Raw genomic sequence first — 25,203 nt, 5'->3', positions numbered from 1 at the left:
ACTTATTATATACAATCTTCAGCATCTGGTTGTACTGACATTGAACCAGTTACTGTTATCATTAATACCACACCAGTACTTTCAATTACAAATCCACTTGCTGTATGTTCACCATCTACTGTTGATTTAACTAATGCTTCAGTAACTTCAGGAAGCACAGGCGCAGGAACCTTAACTTATTGGACAGATGCTGGTGCAACTACAAGTTTAACATCCGCAAATGCTGTAAGTGCAAGCGGCACTTATTATATACAATCTTCAGCATCTGGTTGTACAGACATTGAACCAGTTACTGTTACTATTAACCCATCCCCTGTACTTTCAATTACAAATCCTCCGGGAGTTTGTTCACCAGCAACTGTAGATATAACTGCAGCATCAGTAACTTCAGGAAGTACAGGCGCAGGAACCTTAACTTATTGGACAAATGCTGGTGCAACCACAAGCTTAACATCCCCAAATGCTGTAAGTGCAAGCGGCACTTATTATATACAATCTTCAGCATCTGGTTGTACAGACATTGAACCAGTTACTGTTATCATTAATACCACACCTGTACTTTCAATTACAAATCCACTTGCTGTATGTTCACCCTCTACTGTTGATTTGACTACCTCTTCAGTAACGGCTGGCAGCACAGGTGGAGGAACACTAAGCTATTGGACAAATTCCAGTGCAACAACAGTTTTAACATCACCCGGTGCGGTTAGTGCAAGCGGTACCTATTATATACAATCTTCAGTATCAAGTTGTTCAGACATTCAACCTGTTACTGTTACTATTAATCCATCCCCTGTACTTTCAATTACAAATCCTCCGGCAGTTTGTTCTCCAGCAACGGTAGATATAACTGCAGCATCAGTAACTTCAGGAAGTACAGGCGTAGGAGCCTTAACTTATTGGACAGATGCTGGAGCAACAACAAGCTTAACATCCCCAAATGCTGTAAGTGTAAGTGGCACTTATTATATACAATCTTCAGCATCAGGTTGTACTGACATTGAACCTGTTACTGTTGTGATTAATACCACACCAGTACTTTCAATTACAAATCCTCCGGCAGTTTGTTCTCCAGCAACGGTAGATATAACTGCAACAACAGTAACTTCAGGAAGTACAGGCGCAGGAACATTAACTTATTGGACAGATGCTGGAGCAACCACAAGCTTAACATCCCCAAATGCTGTAAGTGCAAGCGGCACTTATTATATACAATCTTCAGCATCAGGTTGTACAGACATTGAACCTGTTACTGTTATCATTAATACCACACCAGTACTTTCAATTACAAATCCACTTGCTGTATGTTCACCATCTACTATTGATTTAACTAATGCTTCAGTAACGGCTGGCAGCGCAGGTGGAGGAACATTAACCTATTGGACAGATGCTGGTGCAACAACAAGCTTAACATCCCCAAGTGCAGTTAGTGCAAGTGGCACTTATTATATACAATCTTCTTCATCTGGTTGTACGGACATTGAACCTGTTACTGTTGTGATTAATACCACGCCAGTACTTTCAATTACAAATCCTGCGGCAGTTTGTTCCCCAGCAACGGTAGATATAACTGCAGCATCAGCAACTTCAGGAAGCACAGGCTCAGGAACTTTAACTTATTGGACGGATGCTGGAGCAACAACAAGCTTAACATCCCCAAATGCTGTAAGTGTAAGTGGCACTTATTATATACAATCTTCAGCATCTGGTTGTACAGACATTGAACCTGTAATAGTTACTATTCAAGCCTTACCATTGCCTCCAAGTCCAACATCTAACTCACCAATTTGTTCGGGAGGAACTTTAAATTTAATATCGGGAGTAACTAATGGAACTGTTAACTGGACAAATCCATCAGGTGCTCCAATACCAGGAAATGACCCACAAATAAACAATGTTTATTTGTTTGGCCATGCAGGGATCTATTCAGCAACCTTAACAATAAACGGTTGTACCAGCTCTCCTGCCACCACTAATGTCGTTATTAATCCTCCTTCAGCTGCTCCAGTAGTTCAAGCTAATAATCCACAATGCGCGGGAACTAGTCTACAACTTAATGCAGAAACTATTACAAATGCAACCTATAGTTGGACAGGGCCAAATGGTTTTACATCCAGCCAGCAAAATCCATTAATAAACAATTTAAGCGCTCAGAATGTAGGGAGTTATTATCTTTCGGTTATTGTAAATGGTTGTGAAAGTGCCGCCTCACAAACAACAGCGACAATTGATTATGCAGATGCTTTGTTTACTGCTACTCCATTAACTGGAATTACTCCACATAATGTAAACTTTTTAAATCAATCTTTTTTTGCAAATAATTATATCTGGCATTTTGGAACAGGAATAAGTTCAACTCAAAAAGACACAAGTTATACCTATACAGAAGGTGGAAGCTATGAGGTAATACTTATAGCCTACAGTAGTCTTGCAAATTGTCCGGATACTTTTAGCATAAGCATATTAGTTGAAAGTGATTCATTTTTAGAAATCCCTAACGTATTTTCTCCGAATGGAGATGGTAAAAATGACATGTTTAAAGTAAAAAGCAGAGGCTTAAAGAGTTACAGCTGTTCAATTTACAATAGGTGGGGAAAATTAGTATTTGTTTCTGATGACTATAATGTTGGCTGGGACGGAAAAGTATCTGGAAAAGAGACTGCAGATGGAGCTTATTTTGTAATGATAAAAGCAGAAGGGCTAGATGGTAAGCCTTATGAACATACCGGAACAGTAACTCTTATTCGATAAAGATTTTTACTTACAAAAATGGGAACTGCATAGTGTGAGGCCACTGAAAAAGCTAATCCCGAAGGGATGATACAATTATAGATTAATATTTTTAATTCCAGTTCAACCCCGGAGGGGTGAAATTATTGATTGTTTATTTTTATAACACCCCTTCGGGGTTTTGGTTTTAATTGTTGTTATTTTCTGTAATCCTGTCACCCCCTTCGGGGTTAGCTTTTTCAGTGGCCTAATATAGTGTAGCTCCTTTTTTATTTAATGTTTAATTGAATTTAATTTCATTTATTTTGATTGAATTTTTGACTAAAATATTGATGTGATGCTTTATTAGCAGCATAAATTTAAAAGTTAATAAGGAGTTTCAAGATTCTTCGTGTTGTGGTAATGCAAAAAATATTTCTTCCATATTTGGTGCTTTTATTCTTATCCTCGCTATAAATTTAAACCCTTTACCATTTACAAGTATTGTAATAGTCTGCTTGAAAAATGGTAAAACTTGGTAAATCAGTTGTATTGTTAAGGAAAAACAAGATATTGAAGGTTTGAAACACATACTTTATTTATAAGAATCAAAAGATAATTTTTCTCAATACCAATTGAAAAGGAACTACACTATTTTAATGGTTCCTTTTTAAATTTCAGGATTAGGTTCAATTATTCATGCACTTCATTATCTTTTTTGCAACAAGCATCTAATTTTTCGTAGGCTTTCGGATCGGCTAACATTTCATCTGCATCATAACCAGCCATCGTAATTGCTTTTTTTATTTTTTCCGGAGATGTTTTTTTGGGATCAAATAGAATTGTAACAGTTTGTTCCTGCACTTTCACGTTTGATTTTTTAACTCCTTTTTCATAAGCCATGGCTTTTTCAACATTGTATTTGCACATGTTACAAACTACAGATGTTTTAATGGTTATTTCTTCTGTTTTTTTCTTGTCTTGAGCATTAGTGGTAAATGAAAAAACAATTAATGCTGCTAGAATTATAATTTTTGGTGTTTTCATAGTTTTAAGTTTTTAATTTTGTGTAATTTATACTAGTTGTTTTAATTTTGGATTCATTATCAAGGTAAATTTCCCCTTATTTTTCTTATTTTATCTTAACCCTGATGCCTGCATAAATAACCCTTCCCATTAATGGTCCCCATACAAGGGAAGCATCAAAGTCTGGACCGAAAGGATCTTGAGGGGCAATTATTGGATTATGTTGCATAAAATTCGATAAGTTTTCTCCTCCCAAATAAATATCCATTTTTTTAAAGCTTCGCGTAATCTGGGCCAGGAAAATCCAGTATGATTGAGAGCGTTCCGGCAAATGGAATTCAGTGTTGGATGAGTGTTCTCCTGGAATCCTGGTACTGCCGTACCATTTTGCTGTAGCATCAAATTTCCACTTGTCAAACTTGGAATAATAGGTTGCATTTAATAGTACGCGATGTCCTGAAACCAAAGGCTTAGAAAGTAATTCTTCATTGTAAGTTGTTTTTACGTCATACCATTTATATGCGCTTTTAAACTCCAAGTTTTCTATTGCCTCAATAATCAATTCTGTTTGAAAACTATTCGAATAACTTTTACCCTGAAGGTTATAAAAAAGTATTTGATTTATATTCCTGTCGTAATCAACAACAATTTGATTAATAAAATCAGTGCGAAAGAAATCAGTATTCCAGGTAATTGCTTTTTTTACAATACTGAAGTGATGAGTAAAGGAAGCCCCATAGCTCCATCCAATTTCGGGAAGCAAGTTTTCCCCTACATGAATACTTCTTGAACTAGCCATTATTGCTGAGTTTTCAGAAAAGATGTTGGCAACTCTGAATCCTCTCCCTGCGGATAAACGGAAATATGTTTTAGGCATAAAATGGTACTTAATGTGAAGCCGGGGAGTTGGAAAAACACCATACATACTGTGATAGTCCCCTCTTATTCCAGCAAGAATTGAATACTTGTTTTCTATATCGTAATTGTATTCAGCAAAAACCCCTGGTACTTGCTCCTGTCTTGAAAAGGCACTGTCGTTGTATGATTCAGAATAATTATCAGATAAAAAGGAAAGCCCAGTCTTGATTTTATGATCCGTTGTATATATGAAATCCTGGTATATTAGGTTAAGATAAACGGTGTTTTGTTCGCCAGAGTAATTTCTTAATCCAAAAAAGGATTCCTGTTTATAATGTTTGAAATTACTTATTAAACCAAGGCTTCTAAAAGGCCGGGCTTGAGAATTGAGTCCTGTTTTTGAGAAAGCTTCGAATTGCCTGCTTTCTATTCCTATTCCATATGCATTTTGGGTTCCATAATCTGTTTTAGGGTTAAAAAACACTTGTCCTGCTGTTCTTTCTTCTGCAAGAGCTTTTACACCAAATTGTGCAAAAACTTTTTTTTCTTTCCCTGTATATTGCCAGCGATTAAAAACATTAACTTGTTTTAGCAAAGGGGTATCCAGAAAACCATTTTTATCCTGGTCTAATCGTTGGTTTACTGTGCTACCATGAGTGAATAAAAGAGTAGACCAATTATCATTTAATTTATGAGCTAAATGTACATTTAATTCATACCTGCCCCGGTGGTTTGCGTATGTATTAACAAATACCCGATCTGCTTCCAGAGGTTTTTGAAATTCAACATTGATTGCCCCGGTTAAAGACTCATATCCATTTATAACAGAACCTGTACCCTTTGTTACTTGTATTGATTCAATCCATGTTCCCGGGATAAAACCAAGGCCAGATGAAGAAGTTAGTCCACGGATGGCTGGAATGTTTTCTGTCATTATTTGAGTATAAGTGCCATCAAGACCAAGCATTTGAATTTGCCTTGCTCCAGAAACTGCATCTGTATAACTTACATCCACCGAAGCATTTGTTTCAAAACTTTCTGCAAGGTTGCAACAAGCCGCTTTGAGCAACTCTTTCGAAGAAATTGTTTCAACATTAATTGATGTCATGGAAGAAATGCTTGTAGATTGTATTCTTTCGGAAATTTCTACAACTTTTAAATCAACTGAGTTTTTCATAATAACAGTAATTCTGGTAGGATTATCCACAACAACAGTATCGGTTTTAAACCCGACAAAACTTACGATTAATTTTGCCGGAAAACGCTCTGGATTGTTTACTTCAAAAGTGCCATCAGGATTGCTTACGGTACCTGTATATGTGTTTAACCAAAAAATATTTACCCCCGGGAGAGGAAGGTTTTTTCCGTTTTTGTTTTCATAAACAATGCCTTGTACGCCTTGAGTATAAGCAGGAATTATGAAAACAAAAGTGAGTATTATTGAATAGAATAATTTCATGTTTTATGATTTTAAATTTTGAAAATTTTGGTCTGGGAATAATTAGGCTTATTAGTAGCCTGAATTACTGTTTTTCAAAATAAAAATCAGATACGGAAAATACCTATAAACTTAAGCAGAGTGATGCCATAAGCTAATGGCGGAGTTTCTGTATAACCCTGAGTTAAGACAGGATTGATCAATTCAAAAGGAAATTGTTTCGCGAAACCAAAAACAATTAAAATTTGAGAAACTTTAAGCTTTAATGGATCTTCAAAAGATAAAAGGTCCACATGGACATAACCAGAAACAAAATCGCAGCAACGTGCATCAAATGTATCTGAATCTGTTTTTTTTTCGTCTTCATCAATCGGAAAACAAGATTTTTTTTCCAATAAAGAATAGGTGGTTTTGTTTCCTGATAAACAAATCATTTTGTTTATAGATACTCCAATGCTTGACAATAGCAGGAAAACTGCAAGTAAAATAAAGGCCGTATTTTTGAAAACGAGTGACATTATTCTTCAAAAGTAGTCTATTTTGAGCTAATTAGCAAGTAAGCAAATTGAGATTTTAAAAAAGGAATAACCTTTTAAGCATCTTTTCTTTTTTACCGGACATTATGGATTTCAATAAAAAAGCACAAAAATTATTTAAAATTCAATAATTAACAGCGTAAAGGTGTTTATCTTTACACTTTTAAAGTGCTTAAAACCAATAAAAACAAAAACTCAACAATGCTACAAAAAACACCTTTCTCAATTGCACTTTTAACCATAATAGTTGGTGTTTTTATTGCTATTTTATTTGGTGCCAATGAAGAATATTTTAAAAACAAAATAGAAAAGGGTCTAGAGAGAAATACGGTTATTTCTCAGATGAGCAATGATATAGAAAAATCAAACTACATTAAATCGGAAAAAGAGAAAAACTGGAGGTATTATCAACGTTTTCATTTTCATGCAACGGGAATTGGATCAATAAGTCTTGCTGTTTTATTGTTTTTATCCATCCTTTCTGCCCCAAAAAACATTAAAAATGTTTCTGCCTTTTTTATTGCAATAGGTGGTTTTCTTTACCCTTTTTTATGGCTTTTTGCAGGAATATTTGGCCCGGAAATGGGACGAAATGAAGCCAAAGAAGCTTTTGCTGTTTTTGGCTATATGGGAGGCGTATTTATGATTGGGTTACTTATTACCTTAGTTCTTTCCCTGAAATATCCTTTAAGACAAAGTAATAGGTATAAAGTGAAATTGCGAAAAAATGGCGAAGTAGTAGATTTAAGTGAAGGTGGAATTCAAACAGAAAATATTTGATTAAACGAACAAGTCAAAAGGCCTTAAAGCCTAAGCAAGAGAGACGCTGTAGATAAGAAAATCGTTAAATTCGGGAACGATTTCTTCGTTGTCTTTGTGCGCGAAATCTAAAAAATAGCATTTACATTTAAGTATTAGTCGATTCAACAGTTTCTTTGTTATTGCCTAATTTTTTAAGCAAAACAATATCAAAAACGGTATGTGCAGCCATAACCGTAAAAAGTCCGGTATATTTGAACAAGTAACCAAAACCAACCATTGTTAGTACCATAAATGACCCATAAATACTGATTCTCCAGTTAATGGGATTAAGATAACCATGCAAGGCAACAAAAATAACGCTAGTTAGTAAAATGCCTAAAAATGGTTGAATGGCTGCACGAAAAAATATTTCTTCACCAATTCCCGCACAAAAAGAAATAAAAAGAATTTGGGTAAAATTCAGATTAAGTTTGGAAATTAATCCCTTGTAAAAGGCTCTTTCTTTTATAAAAAAATCCCGGTTAATAATAAACCAGGCAATTTCAGCAATCATAAAACCAAACAAAATTCCTGTTAATAACTGAAGGGGTATATTCCAACCCTTTAACAATAATGAAACAAAATCTTTTTGTTGAAAATATTCAATAACAAAAATACCACTTAGCCCGAAAATAAGCACTGTGCCAAATCCTAACAAAAGGACAGTTTTATTCATTCTGATTTTGTGGTTAAATTTCTTGGGTAATCAATATTGTAATGCAATCCAACACTTTCTTTTCTTTGCATTGCAGTTTTAATAATTATATATCCCACTTTTATCATGTTTCGAAGTTCGCAAAGGTTTAATGAAAGCGTAGTTCTTTGATACAATGCCTCTGTTTCATTGTGCAAAATCAGCAAGCGGTCAAAGGCTCTTTTAAGCCTTAAATCGGAACGTACAATGCCAACATAATTGGTCATAATGGCCTTTAATTCTTTCAGACTTTGAGTAATAAGCACCATTTCTTCTGGATTTGCCGTTCCCTCTGTATTCCAAGCCTGAATACCCTTACAAATAGTGGTGTTTTTCATCTGGTCAATTGCAGAAAGGGCTGCATTGTGAGCATATACAATAGCTTCAAGCAGCGAGTTTGAAGCAAGCCTGTTGGCCCCATGTAAGCCTGTAGAGGCGCATTCACCCACTGCAAACAAATTTTTTATGCTCGTATTTCCGTTTTGATCCACTTTAATTCCTCCACACATATAATGTGCTGCAGGTACTACGGGAATAAAATCTTTACAGATGTCAATTCCCATTTTCTTGCATTTTTTATAAATATTTGGAAAATGGCTTAACAATTCCTCTTTTGAAATGGATGTACAATCCAGGTAAACAAAATCTTCACCCCTCACCTTTAATTCATTATCTATTGCACGGGCAACAATATCACGGGGAGCAAGAGATTTTCGCTTATCGTATTTGTGCATAAATACCTTTCCGTTTTTGGTTTTTAAAACTCCTCCATGCCCGCGCATTGCTTCAGTTATTAAAAAGGAAGGATTTTCACCCGGGTTATAAAGTGCAGTTGGATGAAACTGGAAAAACTCCATGTTCTCTACCTTTCCTTTAGCACGGTAAACCATAGCCACGCCATCACCTGTTGCAATTAATGGATTTGTTGTTGTTTGATAAACATGGCCAGCGCCGCCTGTTGCCATTAGCGTTGTTTTTGCTAAAAAAAGTTCAACCTCGGTAGTCTTTAAATTTAAAACATACACTCCGTAGCAGCTTATGTTTTTGCTGGAACTGTTTATATATTCACCTAAATGATGCTGTGTAAGTATTTCTAAAGCATAATAATGATCAAGAATCTCAATGTTTGGATGGGAATTAATCTTTTCAAGTAAGGCCCTTTCAATTTCATGCCCTGTAATATCTTTATGATGTAGAATGCGATTTTCTGAATGTCCGCCTTCTTTTGCAAGGTCATAATCTCCGGCAGTAGTTTTGTCAAAATTGGTTCCCCATTCTATTAATTCTTTTAAACGGTCTGTAGCCTGTGAAACTACCATCCTTACTACAGATTCAGTACACAAACCATCGCCACAAATTACAGTGTCCTGAATATGTTTTTCAATATTGTCGGTTTGGTTGGTAACAACAGCAATACCTCCTTGTGCGTATTTCGTATTTGATTCTTCAGGGTTTGATTTGGTTAGAATGGTAACCTTGCCATGTTCTGCAACTTTTAAGGCATAGCTTAAACCTGCTATTCCCGAGCCTATAATTAAAAAGTCTGTTTGTTTTTGCATTCAATGCCTCCTTCATTTATATAACAAAGGTATTAATAAGCAACGTTGTTCTATAAAATAATATTGACTGTTCTTATTTTTGGTACTTTTGCAATCAATAAATACAATCCCTTAATCGTTTAAATATTATGGAAACTAGAAAAACACCAGCAATTATATATGCCGAAGGCACTCCAAATCCCCTTGCAATGAAATTTGTTTGTAACAGGTTGTTAATTGGCAATGGGAATACGGTTGAATATAAAAACAGGACTCAGGCAAAAGGATCCCCACTTGCACTTGCACTTTTTAATTTCCCTTTTGTAACGGGTGTTTTTATTACAGGGAATTTCGTTACAGTTTTAAAAAGTGATGCTGTATCCTGGAATGATATTACTTTGGAACTAAGAGAATATATCCAGCAATACCTTAACGATGGCAATGAGGTAATCAATGAATTACCCCAGCAACAAGAGAATGAAAACAGTAATGTGAATCCTTTAGACCATGGAGTTACTCATGTTGAACCAACAAATGAAACAGAAGCCAGAATAATTGACTTACTTGAAGAATACATTCGTCCGGCAGTTGAACAGGATGGTGGGGCAATTTATTTTAAATCCTATCAGGAGGGCTTAGTTACCCTTACTTTGAAAGGTTCTTGCAGTGGCTGTCCTTCTTCTTCCATGACATTAAAAGCCGGAATTGAAGGCTTGTTAAAAAGAATGATTCCCGAGGTTCAGGAAGTTGTTGCCGAAGCACTTTAATTTGCCCCTTGAGGTGGGTTTTAAATTGTTCACGCAAAGGCGCAAAGTTATTGCTCACGCAAAGAGCGCAAAGAAAAAAACCTTGTATTGAAAATCAAAACAAAATAGTGATTAAGTTTTGCTGGCATTAACAATTACCCCTGTTGATGGTTATTTCTCAACATTATATTTGGCAGAAAATTTCTTGTAAAGTTGTTTCTGATGATCATCCAGATCCTGTTTTTTCCCTCTGATAAAAGCAAATTCAACATTATTGGTGCGCATATCAAGGGCATCGCCTGTGGAAACAAAAATGCTTGCATCTTTACCAATTTCTATGGATCCTGTTGTTTTATCAATTCCAAGTATTTTTGCTGTATTCAAAGTTATTGCCATTAATGCCTGCTCTTTGGTTAAGCCATAAGCAACCGCAGTACCGGCAGTAAAACCAATGTTTCTTGTACCCATTACTTCCATATCTCCTTCATAATTCAGGCAATACAAAATATCTGCCTGTTGCAAAAGAAAAGGAAGTTTATAAGGTTGATCAACATCATCTTCCGGACGCACAGGCAAGGAATGTAGTCTTGTAACAATTACTGAAACATTATTTTCTTTAAGCATTTCAGGAATCAACCAGGAATCTGAACCTCCTATAATTACCATGTTTTTAATTCCCAAGCCCCTTGCAAAGTTTATAGCTTGCATAATCTCTTTTACATAATCAGCATTAATATATAACTTTTGCTGGCCGTTAAAAAGACCTCGCATTGCCTCTAATTTCAGGTTTTTTTGTTTTGGCATATCTACTTCGCTATATGCTTTAGCATCACTAAAGAATGCTTTAAGTTCATTTACTTTTTTTTCATATTCGGTACTCTTTTCTGTTGGTCCTGGTTCTGCCCACCATCCTTTTGTTGAGAACATATTGGGCCAGTTTAAATGAACACCATCATTTTCTTTATACAGTGCATCTTCCCAATCCCATCCATCTAGTTCAACAATGGATGAAGTGCCAGTTACAAGACCATAACGGGGAGTTATTTGGGCTAAAAGTACTCCGTTGTTTTTAAGAGTAGGAATTATGCGCGATTCAGAATTATAAGCTATTATTGAGCGGACATTAGGATTAAATGTGCCTGTTTCACTAAAATCCCTTGTAGGTCTTATCGCATCTACCTCACGTAGGCCAAGAGTAGAATTAGGAGCAATAAAACCAGGGTAAATATGTTTTCCGGAAACATCAATAACCTCATCATATTCACCCTCATTAACCTTATGAATATCAAGGTTTGTTACCTGGGTTATTTTGCCTAAAGTAAAAGCTACCGCCCCATTTTGAATTACCTGGCCTGTTCCGGTATGAACAATCCCACCTTTAAGCAAAATACTTTTGTTTTGGGCCAAAGCCGGCGATGCCGGAACTCCCTGGGCTAACATATCCGATGAAATAAGGACCCAAAGAGAGAAAATAAATAACTTATATGGAATATGCATTTGCAACTTAGAATTAAAATAGCTCATTTTTTTAGTTTTTTCAAAGTTAAGGGAATGCCCTCTCAACATTTTTTATTCAATGCTCATGACCTTCTTCAGAGTCATGAAGTGTTTCACAATGGTAAATTATTTGTTTTTTTATTTCTGGTTTTTGTGTTTTTTCACCATCCTTTTTTGCCTGAAGCATTTTATTAATAATTCTTGATCTTTCCTTTTTCATTTCCTCCCTTAAAACAAGATCATGGCTTCTATCAAAAAACAGGATCCCATCCACAAAAGTTTTTTCTGCCTTAGCATAAACAGAAAGCGGATTGTCAGACCATAAAACAAGATCAGCATCCTTGCCCGTTTTAATGCTGCCCATTTTGTCATCAAGATGAAGAAGTTTTGCGGGATTTAGAGTTATCATTTTTAAAGCATCCTCCTCTGAAACTCCTCCATATTTAACAGTTTTAGCAGCTTCATGATTTAATCTTCTTCCCATTTCCGCATCATCTGAATTAATGGCTGTTACAATTCCCATTTTATTCATTATAGCTGCGTTATAAGGAATTGCATCATTTACCTCATATTTGTAAGCCCACCAGTCAGAAAAAGTAGAACCTCCGGCCCCATGCGCTTTCATTTTATCTGCTAATTTATATCCCTCTAAAATATGTGTAAAAGTATTAATCTTAAATCCCATAGAGTCGGCAACATGCATTAGCATGCTTATTTCAGACTGAACATAGGAGTGACAGCTAATAAAGCGCTTTTTATTGAGTATTTCAACAAGTGCTTCCAATTCCAGGTCGCGTCTTGGAAAATTTGCTTTTTCTTTTGCTTTTGGTTTTTGATCATTAAAAGATTTCCATTCCTGTTCATATTCTTTAGCCCGACTAAAAGCATCATAAAACACTTGTTCTACGCCCATCCTTGTTTGAGGAAAACGAACATGATGAGAATCACCCCAATTTGCTTGTTTTACATTTTCTCCAAGAGCAAATTTTATAAAACCATCCGCCCCATTTATTTTCATTTTCTCAGGAGCCATTCCCCACCTAAGTTTAATTAAGGCTGATTGCCCTCCTATTGGATTAGCTGAACCATGCAACAATTGTGAAGCTGTAACGCCTCCCGAGAGCTGCCTGTAAATATTTACATCCTCAGAGTTTACCACATCTGCAATACTTACTTCACTGGTTACAGCCTGTGTACCTTCATTTACGCCCTTACTTATTGCAATATGGGAATGTTCATCAATAAACCCTGGTGTAAGATGCTTGCCTTTTCCATCTATAATTATTGCTGCTGTTGTATCTAAATTTGCACCTATCCCTGCTATTTTGCCATTTTTAATAAGTACATCGCTATTTAAAATACCGTCTTTTTCATTCGTCCAAACAGTTGCGTTTTTTATCAGGTAAGTTTTGGCCTCTGGTAATACATTCCATCCGTAGGCGGTAAATGGGTAACTTACTTTGCCAATTTCAACAGGCTTCTTATCAGTAGTATCTTTTTTATTAGCAGGGTCAAAATTTCCTTTTTTAACCGCAGACCAATTTACCCAGGTTCCATCAGCTAATTGTCCCTTTCCATCCCATATGGCACTCTTGAAATTAATTTTACCACTTAGTCTTATACTTTCCTTTGCTTTTTTATCCTCTGTATTAAAACTAATTGTAATTAACTCCCCTGTTCGCTGTATATCAACTTTAGGCTTGTTGGTTGTGTCGGCATAAATAATTTCTGCTTTTGGTTGCAGGTTTTCTCCTGAAATCTTCAGTTTGTAAATTAATTCTTTTCCAATATTTAAACTATATTCCCCCCGAATATCTTCAAGTGCAATGTCTTGTATTTTATATTGTTTTCCCTGAACCCAGTTTTCATAAAGAATATTTTTTTCTGTAAAAAGAGTGTCAGAGGTAATAATAAAATTTGCAATCATTCCTGGCCTTAAAGCTCCAATTTTGTGCTCCATTTTTAATAACCGCGCGGGAGTTTCTGTTAAAGCCTGAAGCGCTTTTTGCTTACTCATGCCATATTTAATAGCTTTAAGTAAATTTTTCGAAAAATCCTTTTTGTCTTTTAAATCGGCAAGTGTTAGGGCAAAATCAATTTCCTGTTGTTCCAAAATGCCTGCATTGGCAGGAGCCATTTCCCAATGCTTAAGATCTTCAATAGAAACAATTCTTGCATCAAAAGGATCTTCCACATCATAAGCACTAGGAAAGTTAAGTGGCACTATTAAAGCGGCATTGGTTGCTTTTACATCCTCAATTCTTTGATACTCATCCCCTGAAGTTTTGATTATATACTGCACTTTAAACTCATCTCCTAATTTATCAGCCCTTAAAACAGTTAATTTATCTGTAGCTTCAAATATTTGAGGAAGATTCTGAGTCTTATTCCACTCCTCCAGGGATGTATTGTATTCTTTGTTTGAAGCAAGTGATTTATACCACTGGGCATCTAAAAAAGTTTGTTTTAACAAAGCAATTGAACCCATAAGGGAAGAAGGATAATCCTGTGATGATTTTCCTTTACTGAAAGAATAGTGAGCAGCGGCTTCGCCTGCAAGAGTTGTTACATTCTCAGAATCATCAGCCAGAGAAACCAGGGAAGATGTGCCTCGGGAAATACCATCAGCTTGGTGTGTAAGAACAGAACCAAAACCTAAAATGCGCATTTCTTGTGCTTCTTTCAGATCGCTCTTAAACATTAATGTGGCCTTTTTTCCAGGCTTTATTGCCTCGTTCCAATTGTATGGTCCTTTTTGACTGCTTTCAATTTGTGGGCCTTCTCTATGTCCGCTTCTTTCATTGCTCCTTACTAAAGGAACACCATAATTACTGTAAATATCAATAAATGAAGGGTAAATAAATTTCCCCTTTAAGTCAACAATCACAGCCCCTTTGGGAATAGCCACTTTTGCTCCTGATGCCACAATAATTCCATCCTGAATCAGTAAAGTAGCATTTGATAATATGGTTTTATAATCTGATACAATAGTTGCATTGGTAAAGGCATACATAATTAAATCTCTTTTATCCTTTACCCCGTTAACTGGAAAAGTTTCCTGCGAAAAAGCGTTTGTAAAAGAAAAGAGGATAATTAAGGCAAGAAAAATATTTTTCATGGAATTAAAATTTATAAAATAACGTAGTATTTATACATATCTTATTAGCGCAAAGTATTTAAAGAGTAGCATTGTATTCAATTGAAAATTCAAGTAATCCTGTTATGAGCAAAGTAAGGTGCGGACAAAAGTATAAAAATTTGTATATTTATTAATTGTGTTAAATCTATTATGAGAAATTCTATTGATATATTTGGGATTTTATTAACCAGATTTTAATCTTTAAACTATGTACACCGGATTATTACATACACACAGACTAGTTGTTTCAATTTTTCTTGCCATTTATTTTATAAAGATGATTTTATTGCTGATGAATAAAAAAGATCAGCTGGATACTTTTAGAAGATGGTCGAAAGTTACAGAGATTGTTGTTTCTTCATTGTTTCTTATAACCGGAATTTGGATGTTGGTTCTAAAACCAACGGTAAACTACATACAAATTATTAAGTTTATAGCCATTGTTGCTGCAATTCCTCTTGGTATAATCGGTTTTTCAAGATACAATAAATTATTAGGCACATTGTCATTTGTGTTTATTGTACTTGCTTATGGATTGGCAGAAATGGGTAAGAAAATCGTTTTAAAGAAAAGCATTGATTCTGTGATTAATACAGATGGGAAGGCTTTGGATTATGATCAAATGAAACACGGAGAGACACTTTATAAAGCCTATTGCATACAATGCCATGGAGGCGATGGAAAACTTATGCTTCAAAAGGCCTCTGATTTATCTGTTACAAAAATGGACAGGAACCAAATCAAGGAAATTATTAACAACGGAAAAAACACAATGCCGGCATTTAACAAGGTGCTTTCTTCCGAAGAAACTCAGGCAATTGTGACTTATGTTGAAACTTTAAGAAAAGACTAAATGGCAAATACTTTTGATACAGGAAAAGAACCAGAAACAGCAGTTTTAATTGGTTTAATTCACTCGGGACAGAATGAGGCAAAGGTTAATGAGTACCTAGATGAACTTGCCTTTTTAGCTGAAACTGCAGGGGCTATTCCGGATAAGCGATTCACGCAGAAAATGGACAAACCAGATTCTAAAACTTTTTTAGGAACAGGTAAATTGAATGAAGTCAAGGGTTATGTGGATGCACATAGAATTTCCATGGTAATTTTTGATGATGAATTATCACCCTCGCAATTAAGAAACGTTGAAAAAGTCTTAGGAGTAAAAATCCTGGATAGGAGTAATCTGATTCTTGATATATTTGCTGCCCGCGCAAGGACTGCCTCAGCACGAACTCAGGTTGAACTTGCCCAATACCAATACTTACTTCCGCGCCTAACAAGGCTTTGGACACACCTTGAAAGACAAAAAGGAGGGATAGGAATGAGAGGTCCGGGAGAAACAGAAATTGAAACCGATAGAAGGATAATCAGGGATAAAATTTCTCGTCTTAAAGAAAAACTCCGAACCATAGACAAACAAATGGCAACTCAGCGCAAGGGCAGGGGGGAAATGGTTCGAATTGCACTTGTTGGATATACAAACGTTGGAAAATCAACAATAATGAATCTGTTGAGCAAATCCGAAGTTTTTGCAGAAAACAAACTCTTTGCAACCCTTGATACCACCGTTAGGAAAGTGGTTATAAAAGATGTTCCTTTTTTGCTTTCAGATACCGTTGGATTTATACGCAAATTGCCAACACAGCTGGTAGAGGCATTTAAATCAACCCTGGATGAAGTGCGTGAGGCTGATATTTTAATTCATGTAGTGGATATTTCTCATCCGGAATTTGAATCGCATATTAATGTAGTTAATGATACTTTGCGTGAAATTGATGCAGTAAACAAACCAACTATCCTGGTTTTTAATAAAATTGATGCTTTTTCTTACATTAAAAAAGAGGAAGATGACCTTAGCCCGATTACAAGGGAAAACCAAAGCCTTGATGATTTAAAAAATACTTGGATGGCACGAATTACTGATCCAGTGATTTTTATTTCCGCTCATTTAAAAGAAAATTTAGATGAATTTAAACATATGCTTTACCGCAAAGCACGTGAACTGCACTTACAAAGATATCCTCACAGTAAGTTGTTTGTAGAAGAGCAAGAAGATTAAATCAAAAATTGGTAGTCGGAATCATCTAAAGGGTATAGTTTAGCCAATAATTAGATTCGTTTTTTTTCAAAAACATAAAATCGAACTTGATTTTATTAGGACAATAAAAGGGATAAAAAACTCCCCTTTTCCTCTATTAGAGTAAAAAGATAAAATTTTAAACATGGAAAAATTACTTATTCTGGTGGATGATCAAGATAATGAAATTGGAGTTTCTGATAAATTATCTGCACATCAATCCGGAGCCCTACATCGCGCCTTTTCGATTTTTGTTTTTAATTCAAAGGGAGAATTGTTATTGCAACAACGAGCAGATGAAAAATACCATTCTGCAGGGTTATGGAGCAATACTTGTTGCAGCCACCCCTGCCATGGGGAAGAAATGAAAGAAGTAATTCAAAGAAGGCTGAACGAAGAAATGGGTATGGGATGCAGCTTGGAATTCAAATTCAGTTTTATTTATAAAATTCAATTTGAAAATGGTTTAATTGAACATGAATTCGACCATGTGTATTTTGGGAAGAGCGATGCTTTGCCAAAGCCAGATTTAAGCGAGGCAAAAGCCTATAAATATATTAGTTTGCAAAAACTTAAGGAGGAAATTGAAAGCAATCCTGAGCATTTTTCGGCATGGTTGAAAATATGTTTGGAAAAAGTAATTGAAAATTACAATTTAAAACCATTGTAAGTTACAATAGGGAGAAATACAATTAATTTTCAGCTTTTGATTTTTTTGGCTCTACCAACTTAGATCAGAATAATATACTAATTCTACCTCTTTCAGAGTTATATACTAGATAATTCATCATAGTCTTAACCACGAATTGACGAATTATCAGAGAATAATCAAATTAACTATCCTATCTTTGCCGCAAAATTCCTTTTGCCAAGGTCAAAAACAACTCAAAATGAACACGTTTAATAAAAAAAGCAATAAAAACAATGATAGTAGCCGTCCTGCTAATTCTCGTTCCTCTTCAAAGGAAGGAAGAAGCAGCTCTGCCAGGAATACCAGGGGATCTGAAGGGCCTAAAAAAAGCCATGGCAGTAAGGATGGTTTTACAAAAAAAGATAACGATAAGCCAAGATTCGGAAGGACAGATGACAAACGTTCCTCAGGTTACAAACGTGATGGGGATGGGGCAGATAAAAAGGACTTCAGAAGCAAAGATGATTTTCAAAAAAGAGAATACGATAAGCCAAGGTTCACAAAGAGTGACGATAAGCGCTCCAGTGGGTACAAGCGAAATGATGAAGGTGGAGAAAGCAGGGAGAAGAAAGCCTATGGCAGCAAAGATGATTTTCAAAAAAGAGATTACGATAAGCCAAGATTCACAAAGAGTGACGATAAACGCTCCAGTGGGTACAAGCGAAATGATGAAGGCGGAGAAAGCAGGGAGAAGAAAGCCTTTGGCGGCAAAGATGATTTTCAGAAAAGAGATTACGATAAGCCAAGGTTCGCAAAGAGTGAGGATAAGCGCTCTGGTGGGTACAAGCGCGATGGTGAAGGAGTAGATAAAAAAGTTTTTCGTGATGATTTTTCAGGAGAAAACAAGCCAAGGTTTACCAAGGGTGACAATAAGCGATCAGATGGATATAAAAGAGAGGATGAAAGAAACGAAAAAAAAGAATTTCGTGGCAAGAATGATTTTGCTGGCAGAGATGATGAAAAAAGGAATTACGATAAAAAGCCATTTGAGAAAGGTGTAGGCAGATCGGAATCTGGCAGACCAGACAGAAGTATGCCGCGAAGAGATGAAAAGGCAGGAGACAGGAAGGGTTATGATAGAAAAAACGAATCATCAGACAGAGACTCTGATAAAAAACCTTTTGACAAGTTCAGGGGCAAGCCACGTCCTGCACCAAAAATGAATGAAAAGGGTGAGTACCAGAATCGTGGCTATAGCAAAAAGAAAATGCTGGAATTCAACAAGAAACAAAAAACAGAAGGAATGATAAGATTGAACAAATACATTGCAAACAGCGGTATTTGTTCCAGAAGGGAAGCTGATATTCATATTGAAGCAGGATTGGTTACGGTGAATGGGAAACCAGTAACAGAATTAGGATACCAGGTTGCTCCAGGAGATGTAGTAAAATATAACGGAGGAATTCTACGTACAGAAAAAAACGTTTATTTATTGTTGAATAAACCTAAGGATTACATTACCACAATGGAAGATCCTGGCGGAAGAAAAACAGTAATGGAACTAATCCAACATGCTTGTCGTGAGCGGATTTATCCTGTTGGAAGGTTAGATAGGAACACAACCGGCCTTTTGCTTTTTACAAATGATGGTGATCTTGCAAAAAAACTTACCCACCCAAAACATGGAATTAAAAAAATATACCATGTAGAAACAGATGCCCCGGTTAAAAAATCAGACATGGATAAAATGCTTAAAGGCTTGGACCTTGAAGATTTTTCTGTTAAGGCAGATGAGGTTAGCTATGTGGGTGAAGCAAAAAACGAGGTGGGAATAATGCTTCATTCAGGCCAAAACAGAGTTGTAAGACGCATGTTCGAACATTTTGACTACAAAGTCGTAAAACTTGACAGGGTATATTTTGCAGGGCTTACCAAGAAAAATATTCCTAGAGGCAAATTCCGGATGTTAAATGACAAGGAAGTTGCCATGTTAAAAATGATTCCCTGATAATTTTCTTTTAGCACCAATACTACTTACTGGTTAGCACTGTTGGTGCACCTTTATATAAACAAATTATTTTCAGAGCATGAAAATATTGAAAAGAATACTATTGGGCTTTTTAGCAATTTTTTTGCTGTTTATAGCCTTGGGTGTTTTTATTGGAATATATTATGGTGCGGAAGTTAAAAGTATGGTTGTAAATGAGATCAATCAACGCCTGCTAACAAAAATGGATGTTAAGCATGTTGATTTTTCTGTCCTGAAAAAATTCCCATACGGATCCGTTGAATTTACGGATGTGGTAATTATTGAATCAGTTGAAAAAGCGAACAAGGATACCCTTTTAAAAGCCTCTGGTATTTCCTTGCATTTTAATTTATTTGAAATTTTTAAAGGAAAGTATAACCTTAAAAAAATTCAAGTTGATAATGCAATTATTAAACCTGTAATTGGTCAAAAGGGTGAAGAAAACTTCATTTTTTGGAAAACAGATCCAAAATCTCAGGACCAGGACATTTCTTTTTCAATTGATGAGGTCCTGCTTAAGAATGTTGCTGTATTTTACACAAATTATAAATCGGAGGATAAAATAATTTTCAAAACAGAGCAAACGGTATTAAAAGGGGATTTTTCATCCAAACATTATTTGCTTAAAATTAAAAGCAGTCTTTTTGCTGATCAAATTAATTTTGAAAATATTAATTATATTAAAAAGCAACCCCTTAAAATCAATCTGGAGTTGGATATTAACAATGAAAAAAACAGTTATACCATTAATAATTCACACCTCTCTGTTGCTGATTTAAATTTTGTTGTAAATGGCAATATTGAAAAACAAAACGAGCTTACTGGAATTGATTTAAAAATTATTGGCAAGGATATTAATATAAAATCCTTGCTTTCATTGTTGCCAGAGAATTACAGCAACTATACAAGCAGCTACAGTGGAAGCGGAAATTTTTATTTTAACGGGACCATTTCTGGAAATTCAAGTGAACATGAAAGCCCTTCGTTTTTGGCCGATTTTGGAATTAACAAGGGTGAAATGCTACATAAAAACTCCTCGGTTAAAGTTGAAAAAATAAATTTAAAAGGAAGTTTTAATTCCGGGTCAGACAGCAAAAAGAAAACTTCTTTTTTAGATATAAATGAATTTAATTGTCAAATAGGAAGTGGAAATTTTTCAGGAGACTTTTCCATCAGGGATTTTCAGAACCCTAGTGTAAGACTTTCCACGGTTTCATCTTTTGAACTTGCTGAACTTGCTGATTTTTTTCAATCCGATACACTTGAAAACATCCATGGAAAGGTAAAAATAGATGCTTCCTATTCTGGTATTTTCAAAAGCAAGGACACATATACTGCGGAAGATTTTAGAAAATCTAAAACTTCAGGTAAAATAGTTTTATCCAGTATTGAATTTTCCCTTAAGAATGATCCCCTTGTTTATAAAGACATCTCTGGAGAGCTTTTGTTTGATAACAATGATTTAATTATTTCTGAACTTTCTGGTAAAATTTCAGAAAGCGATTTCGTTTTAACTGGCTTTTTCAGAAATGTATTTCCATATTATTTTGTGGAAGACCAGAAATTAATTGTAGATGCTAAACTGCGTTCCTCAAAAATCAACCTGGATGAATTATTTGTTAGTAGCGATAACAGCAGTAAAGACACCATTTATGATATGCATTTTTCTAAACGAGCCTCTTTTTACCTGGATGCAGAAGTTGGAGAAATTGTTTTCCGTAAGTTTCAGGCGAAGAATATAAATGGTAAAATCGTACTGAAGGATCAGAAACTAACCACCCAAAAAATACAGTTTTCAGCAATGGATGGACAGATTGAAACGTCAGTTTCAATTGATGGAAGTGATGGAAACAATTTTAAGGTTGCGTCTCAGGCTGTTTTTTCTAATATTGATGTAAGTAAAATGTTTTATCAGTTTGAAAATTTCGGGCAACAACTAATGCAGGAAAAACATATAAAAGGAAGCGCTTCTGCATCTGTTCGTTTTTCAGCACTTTATGACAATAAACTGAATATTGATGACAAATCCATTGCTTGCAATGCAGACATTACTATTGAAAAGGGTGAATTGTTGAATTTTGAACCAATGAAACAACTATCCTCTTTTATCAGGGTTCCTGATCTGCAACAAATCAAATTTTCAACGCTTCATAATGTTATTGAAATAGTAAATGAAAAAATTTACATTCCTAAAATGGAGATTAACTCTAGTGCCATAGATATTTCCATTGCTGGAGTTCACGGGTTTAACGATAATGTAGATTACCGATTCCGTTTGTTGTTAAGTGATTTACTGGCTGGCAAAGTAAGGGAGAGCAACAAAAACAACAATGAATTCGGATCTCTTGAAGAAGATGACCGCAGGAGGATGTCCGTTTTCATTTCAATGAAAGGACATATAGATAATCCCAAGTTTTCTTATGATGGAGTAGGACTGAAGGAAAAAATGAAAGAGGATTTACAATCGGAAAAGAAGACGGTTAAAGGCTTGCTTAAGGAAGAATTTGGATTGTATAAAAGCGATAGTACTGTTAGCACTCCTGTAAAAAAGAAACAATCCCAGCTGGAGGTTGAATGGGAGGAAAACAAGAAATCAACAGAGGATCCAAAGAAAGAAAAAGCAAAACCAAGCCTGACTCCTGATAAAAAAGAAAAAGGTAAATTTGGAAAATGGTTGGATAAGGTTGGGGAGGAATAATATATATTTGGGTACTCTATGATATTATTTTCCATCTTTATTTGGTTGGAAACAGGAATCATAACTTGTAACTTTTAATACTTGAATGGTGCCAAAATCGTTATTGTAACAAATGAGCGTATATTCACAAAAACAACGTTGGAAAATAGTACTTTTTATTTCAGCACTACTCATAGTGTTTATATCCTTATGGTATACCAATAAATTGGTTGAAAAAATTGCCCAGGAAGAAAGAATAAAGGTAAAACTCTGGGCTGATGCCATCCAGAAAAAAGGGAACCTTGTAAAATATACAAATGATCTATTCAATAAGCTCAAAACAGAGGAACGAAAAAGAATGGAACTCTGGGCAGATGCAACAAAAATGCTTTTTACCACCGAAAATGACCTGGACAGGAATTTCTACCTTACCATTGTAAATAGCAATACCACCATCCCGGTGATTCTCACTGATGAGAATCAAAACATTACAAGCTGGAGAAATCTTGATGCCATTAAAGCCGATAATCTTGCAAGTCTTTCTCCTATTGAAATCAAGATTCTTACCAACGAGCTTGAAAAGATGAAAGAAAGCCAAAAGCCTATAGAAATCCCATATTACAAAGACCAAAAGAATTATTTGTATTACAATGATTCAAAAATATTCACTGATCTTAGGTTGGTTCTCGATGACATTATCAAATCTTTTATTTCTGAAATTGTCCTTAATTCGGCCACTGTTCCGGTTTTGTATACAGATTCATCCAATACACATATAATTGCAGCGGGAAACCTGGATTCCTTGCAATTAAACGATAGTGAATACATCAAGAAACTCATTAATCAAATGAGAGCGCAGAATCAACCCATAGAAATTGAGTTTGATGAGGGTCAAAAAAATTATATATTTTATAAGGAATCCTTGCTTCTTATGCAGCTCAAGTTTTATCCCTACATTCAACTTGCTGTTTTTGCAATTTTTCTCATGGTGGCTTATTCCCTGTTTTCTACAGCCAGAAGGTCTGAACAAAACCAGGTATGGGTAGGTATGGCAAAGGAAACAGCACACCAACTTGGAACACCCCTTTCCTCCCTCATTGCGTGGATGGAATTGTTAAAGTTAAGAGGTCTGGAGGATGAGGTAACCATTGAAATCGGAAAGGATATTCATCGTTTGGAAACCATTACTGAAAGATTTTCTAAAATTGGCTCTAAACCTGAAATGCAAAATGAAAATGTAATTAAAGTTTTGGAGAATTCCATTAGCTATCTGAAATTACGTGTATCAAACAGGGTGGAATTTAACCTTGATTCGCCCTCAACTCAAATTTTTGTTCCCTTAAATGTACCGCTTTTCGAATGGGTTATTGAAAATTTATGTAAAAATGCTATTGATGCCATGAACGGGAAAGGTTCAATTCACATTGATGTGGATGAAAATATAAGGGAAATCACAATAGATATTACCGATACGGGAAAAGGGATTTCAAGTGCCAATTTAAAAACTGTTTTTCAGCCCGGATTTACAACCAAAAAAAGAGGCTGGGGATTAGGACTATCACTTGCCAAAAGGATAGTTGAAATATACCATTCAGGAAGAATATTTGTTAAAAGGACTGAACTTAACAAAGGGACAACCTTTAGGATTATTTTAAGGAAGTAATGGCAGGTTTATATATTCACATTCCCTTTTGCAAACAAGCTTGTAATTATTGCGATTTTCACTTTTCTACCACATTAAAACACAAGGATGATTTTTTGAAAGCTCTCATAAAAGAGATAGCAATGCAGAAGCTTTTCTTTGGGGAAAACAAGAACCAATTGAATACGGTTTATTTTGGGGGAGGTACACCATCTCTTTTATCTGAACACGAAATAAACAGCATCTTTGATGCTATTGAAAATAATTTTACTGTTGCTTCTAATGCAGAAATTACTCTTGAGGCAAATCCTGATGATTTAACAAGGGAAAAGCTCAGGCAATTTAATGCAACACCTATAAATCGTCTTAGTATTGGTATACAATCCTTTAGAAATGATGATTTAAAGTTTATGAACAGGGCCCATTCCTCCCAAATGGCCCTTACTTGTGTAAAAGATGCCATTGATCTTGGTTTTCACAATATCAGTATTGATTTAATTTATGGTATTCCAGGGCTTTCCATACAAAACTGGATTGAAAACCTGCATCAGGCTTTTGCTATGAATGTTCAGCATATTTCTGCTTATTGCCTTACAGTAGAGCCTAAAACCCCTTTGGATAACTTCATTAAAAAGGGAAAAATAAGTAGCCCTGATGAGGAACTAGCTGCCCAGCATTTTGAAACTATGGTTGATGAGATGGAGCAAAATGGCTTTATTCAATATGAAATTTCTAATTTCTGCAAAAAAGGCTATCAATCCAGGCACAATAGCAACTATTGGACAGGAGAAAAATATCTGGGACTTGGGCCATCAGCACATTCTTTTAACGGAGAATACAGGCAATGGAATATCAACAAAAACGGGGTTTATATTAAGGCAATTAATGAGGATAAAATTCCCTTTGAAAAGGAAGTGCTTACCAGGAATAAAAGGTTTAATGAATATGTACTTACCTCCTTAAGAACAAGGGAAGGGGCTGATTTAAATGTAATTCAAAATAAATTTGGACAAGAGTATTCAAATCATTGTTTAAAAGAAAACACTAAGCATTTAAGCCGAGAACATACTACATTTTTAGAAAATAAAATATGCTTAACCCAAACAGGCAAACTATTTGCTGATGCAATAGCATCAGGTTTTTTTATTATTGAAGATTAATT

At 35.3% G+C, this 25,203-nt stretch carries 17 protein-coding genes; 10 read left to right on the top strand and 7 right to left on the bottom strand.

From position 1 onward, the window contains the following. The coding region (locus H0V01_00650) for a gliding motility-associated C-terminal domain-containing protein (protein ID MBA2581873.1) at positions 1 to 2,751 on the top strand (2,751 nt) is incomplete at its 5' end. A 651-nt stretch (positions 2,752 to 3,402) separates the two neighbouring features. On the opposite strand, the gene H0V01_00645 is transcribed toward H0V01_00650, so the two are convergent. From H0V01_00645 to H0V01_00635, 3 genes are all read right to left on the bottom strand, one after another. Further along, the gene (locus tag H0V01_00645) at positions 3,403 to 3,756 is read right to left on the bottom strand and encodes a heavy-metal-associated domain-containing protein (protein MBA2581872.1); all 354 of its coding nucleotides are present in this window, start codon (positions 3,754 to 3,756) and stop codon (positions 3,403 to 3,405) included. An 85-nt stretch (positions 3,757 to 3,841) separates the two neighbouring features. Continuing rightward, positions 3,842 to 6,052, bottom strand: a complete 2,211-nt coding sequence (locus H0V01_00640) for a TonB-dependent receptor (protein ID MBA2581871.1) — start codon at positions 6,050 to 6,052, stop codon at positions 3,842 to 3,844. Positions 6,053 to 6,138: 86 nt separating this feature from the next. After that, positions 6,139 to 6,465 (bottom strand): hypothetical protein, encoded by a 327-nt coding sequence (locus H0V01_00635; GenBank protein ID MBA2581870.1) that lies wholly within the window; start codon positions 6,463 to 6,465, stop codon positions 6,139 to 6,141. 303 nt (positions 6,466 to 6,768) lie between these two features. Here H0V01_00635 and H0V01_00630 point away from each other — a divergent pair, with 303 nt between their 5' ends. After that, complete coding sequence (locus H0V01_00630; GenBank protein ID MBA2581869.1) at positions 6,769 to 7,347, top strand: hypothetical protein; 579 nt, start codon at positions 6,769 to 6,771, stop codon at positions 7,345 to 7,347. A gap of 127 nt (positions 7,348 to 7,474) precedes the next feature. Here the strand turns inward: H0V01_00630 and H0V01_00625 are convergent, their stop codons facing one another. Together H0V01_00625 and nadB are read right to left on the bottom strand one after the other, a co-directional pair. After that, a complete protein-coding gene (locus H0V01_00625; protein MBA2581868.1) occupies positions 7,475 to 8,044 on the bottom strand; it encodes a CPBP family intramembrane metalloprotease in 570 nt (189 codons plus the stop codon). Continuing rightward, on the bottom strand, positions 8,041 to 9,621 hold the full coding sequence (nadB, locus tag H0V01_00620) for an L-aspartate oxidase (protein MBA2581867.1): 1,581 nt from the start codon (positions 9,619 to 9,621) through the stop codon (positions 8,041 to 8,043). The genes H0V01_00625 and nadB overlap by 4 nt, the downstream gene beginning before the upstream one ends. Positions 9,622 to 9,749: 128 nt before the next feature. Between nadB and H0V01_00615 the strand changes: the two genes are divergently transcribed. After that, positions 9,750 to 10,367 carry a NifU family protein gene (locus tag H0V01_00615; GenBank protein MBA2581866.1) on the top strand — a complete coding sequence of 206 codons (618 nt, stop codon included), beginning with the start codon at positions 9,750 to 9,752 and terminating at the stop codon, positions 10,365 to 10,367. Positions 10,368 to 10,517: 150 nt separating this feature from the next. Here the strand turns inward: H0V01_00615 and H0V01_00610 are convergent, their stop codons facing one another. Both H0V01_00610 and H0V01_00605 read right to left on the bottom strand, forming a co-directional pair. Next, on the bottom strand, positions 10,518 to 11,786 hold the full coding sequence (locus H0V01_00610; GenBank protein ID MBA2581865.1) for an amidohydrolase family protein: 1,269 nt from the start codon (positions 11,784 to 11,786) through the stop codon (positions 10,518 to 10,520). A gap of 133 nt (positions 11,787 to 11,919) precedes the next feature. Next, positions 11,920 to 14,961, bottom strand: coding sequence for an amidohydrolase family protein (locus tag H0V01_00605; GenBank protein ID MBA2581864.1), 3,042 nt, complete (start codon positions 14,959 to 14,961; stop codon positions 11,920 to 11,922). Between the two features lie 229 nt (positions 14,962 to 15,190). Here H0V01_00605 and H0V01_00600 point away from each other — a divergent pair, with 229 nt between their 5' ends. The 7 genes from H0V01_00600 to hemW all read left to right on the top strand — a co-directional run bounded on the left by H0V01_00600 (position 15,191) and on the right by hemW (position 25,201). Next, positions 15,191 to 15,835, top strand: coding sequence for a SirB2 family protein (locus H0V01_00600; GenBank protein ID MBA2581863.1), 645 nt, complete (start codon positions 15,191 to 15,193; stop codon positions 15,833 to 15,835). After that, complete coding sequence (gene hflX, locus H0V01_00595) at positions 15,836 to 17,044, top strand: GTPase HflX (protein ID MBA2581862.1); 1,209 nt, start codon at positions 15,836 to 15,838, stop codon at positions 17,042 to 17,044. Between the two features lie 163 nt (positions 17,045 to 17,207). Next, positions 17,208 to 17,732, top strand: coding sequence for an isopentenyl-diphosphate Delta-isomerase (gene idi / locus H0V01_00590; GenBank protein MBA2581861.1), 525 nt, complete (start codon positions 17,208 to 17,210; stop codon positions 17,730 to 17,732). Between the two features lie 220 nt (positions 17,733 to 17,952). Further along, entirely contained in the window at positions 17,953 to 19,701 is a 1,749-nt protein-coding gene (locus H0V01_00585; GenBank protein MBA2581860.1) for an rRNA pseudouridine synthase, read from the top strand. A gap of 79 nt (positions 19,702 to 19,780) precedes the next feature. Beyond that, positions 19,781 to 22,420 carry a hypothetical protein gene (locus tag H0V01_00580; protein MBA2581859.1) on the top strand — a complete coding sequence of 880 codons (2,640 nt, stop codon included), beginning with the start codon at positions 19,781 to 19,783 and terminating at the stop codon, positions 22,418 to 22,420. 112 nt (positions 22,421 to 22,532) lie between these two features. After that, entirely contained in the window at positions 22,533 to 24,062 is a 1,530-nt protein-coding gene (locus tag H0V01_00575) for a HAMP domain-containing histidine kinase (GenBank protein ID MBA2581858.1), read from the top strand. Continuing rightward, entirely contained in the window at positions 24,062 to 25,201 is a 1,140-nt protein-coding gene (gene hemW / locus H0V01_00570; GenBank protein ID MBA2581857.1) for a radical SAM family heme chaperone HemW, read from the top strand. The genes H0V01_00575 and hemW overlap by 1 nt, the downstream gene beginning before the upstream one ends. Positions 25,202 to 25,203 lie beyond the last annotated feature (2 nt).

This window comes from Bacteroidota bacterium (genome assembly GCA_013696965.1).
Lineage (GTDB): Bacteria > Bacteroidota > Bacteroidia > JACCXN01 > JACCXN01 > JACCXN01.
The sequence above is the reverse complement of the archived record's forward strand: the minus strand, read 5'-3'. Positions and strand labels throughout refer to the sequence as shown.

What these genes read in the sequence shown, in the direction of transcription:
- H0V01_00645 (MBA2581872.1), bottom strand. Translation starts at nt 3,756, where the DNA reads ATGAAAACACCAAAAATTATAATTCTAGCAGCATTAATTGTTTTTTCA.
- H0V01_00640 (MBA2581871.1), bottom strand. Translation starts at nt 6,052, where the DNA reads ATGAAATTATTCTATTCAATAATACTCACTTTTGTTTTCATAATTCCT.
- H0V01_00635 (MBA2581870.1), bottom strand. Translation starts at nt 6,465, where the DNA reads ATGATTTGTTTATCAGGAAACAAAACCACCTATTCTTTATTGGAAAAA.
- H0V01_00630 (MBA2581869.1), top strand. Translation starts at nt 6,769, where the DNA reads ATGCTACAAAAAACACCTTTCTCAATTGCACTTTTAACCATAATAGTT.
- H0V01_00625 (MBA2581868.1), bottom strand. Translation starts at nt 8,044, where the DNA reads ATGAATAAAACTGTCCTTTTGTTAGGATTTGGCACAGTGCTTATTTTC.
- nadB (MBA2581867.1), bottom strand. Translation starts at nt 9,621, where the DNA reads ATGCAAAAACAAACAGACTTTTTAATTATAGGCTCGGGAATAGCAGGT.
- H0V01_00615 (MBA2581866.1), top strand. Translation starts at nt 9,750, where the DNA reads ATGGAAACTAGAAAAACACCAGCAATTATATATGCCGAAGGCACTCCA.
- H0V01_00610 (MBA2581865.1), bottom strand. Translation starts at nt 11,786, where the DNA reads ATGTTAGCCCAGGGAGTTCCGGCATCGCCGGCTTTGGCCCAAAACAAA.
- H0V01_00605 (MBA2581864.1), bottom strand. Translation starts at nt 14,961, where the DNA reads ATGAAAAATATTTTTCTTGCCTTAATTATCCTCTTTTCTTTTACAAAC.
- H0V01_00600 (MBA2581863.1), top strand. Translation starts at nt 15,191, where the DNA reads ATGTACACCGGATTATTACATACACACAGACTAGTTGTTTCAATTTTT.
- hflX (MBA2581862.1), top strand. Translation starts at nt 15,836, where the DNA reads ATGGCAAATACTTTTGATACAGGAAAAGAACCAGAAACAGCAGTTTTA.
- idi (MBA2581861.1), top strand. Translation starts at nt 17,208, where the DNA reads ATGGAAAAATTACTTATTCTGGTGGATGATCAAGATAATGAAATTGGA.
- H0V01_00585 (MBA2581860.1), top strand. Translation starts at nt 17,953, where the DNA reads ATGAACACGTTTAATAAAAAAAGCAATAAAAACAATGATAGTAGCCGT.
- H0V01_00580 (MBA2581859.1), top strand. Translation starts at nt 19,781, where the DNA reads ATGAAAATATTGAAAAGAATACTATTGGGCTTTTTAGCAATTTTTTTG.
- H0V01_00575 (MBA2581858.1), top strand. Translation starts at nt 22,533, where the DNA reads ATGAGCGTATATTCACAAAAACAACGTTGGAAAATAGTACTTTTTATT.
- hemW (MBA2581857.1), top strand. Translation starts at nt 24,062, where the DNA reads ATGGCAGGTTTATATATTCACATTCCCTTTTGCAAACAAGCTTGTAAT.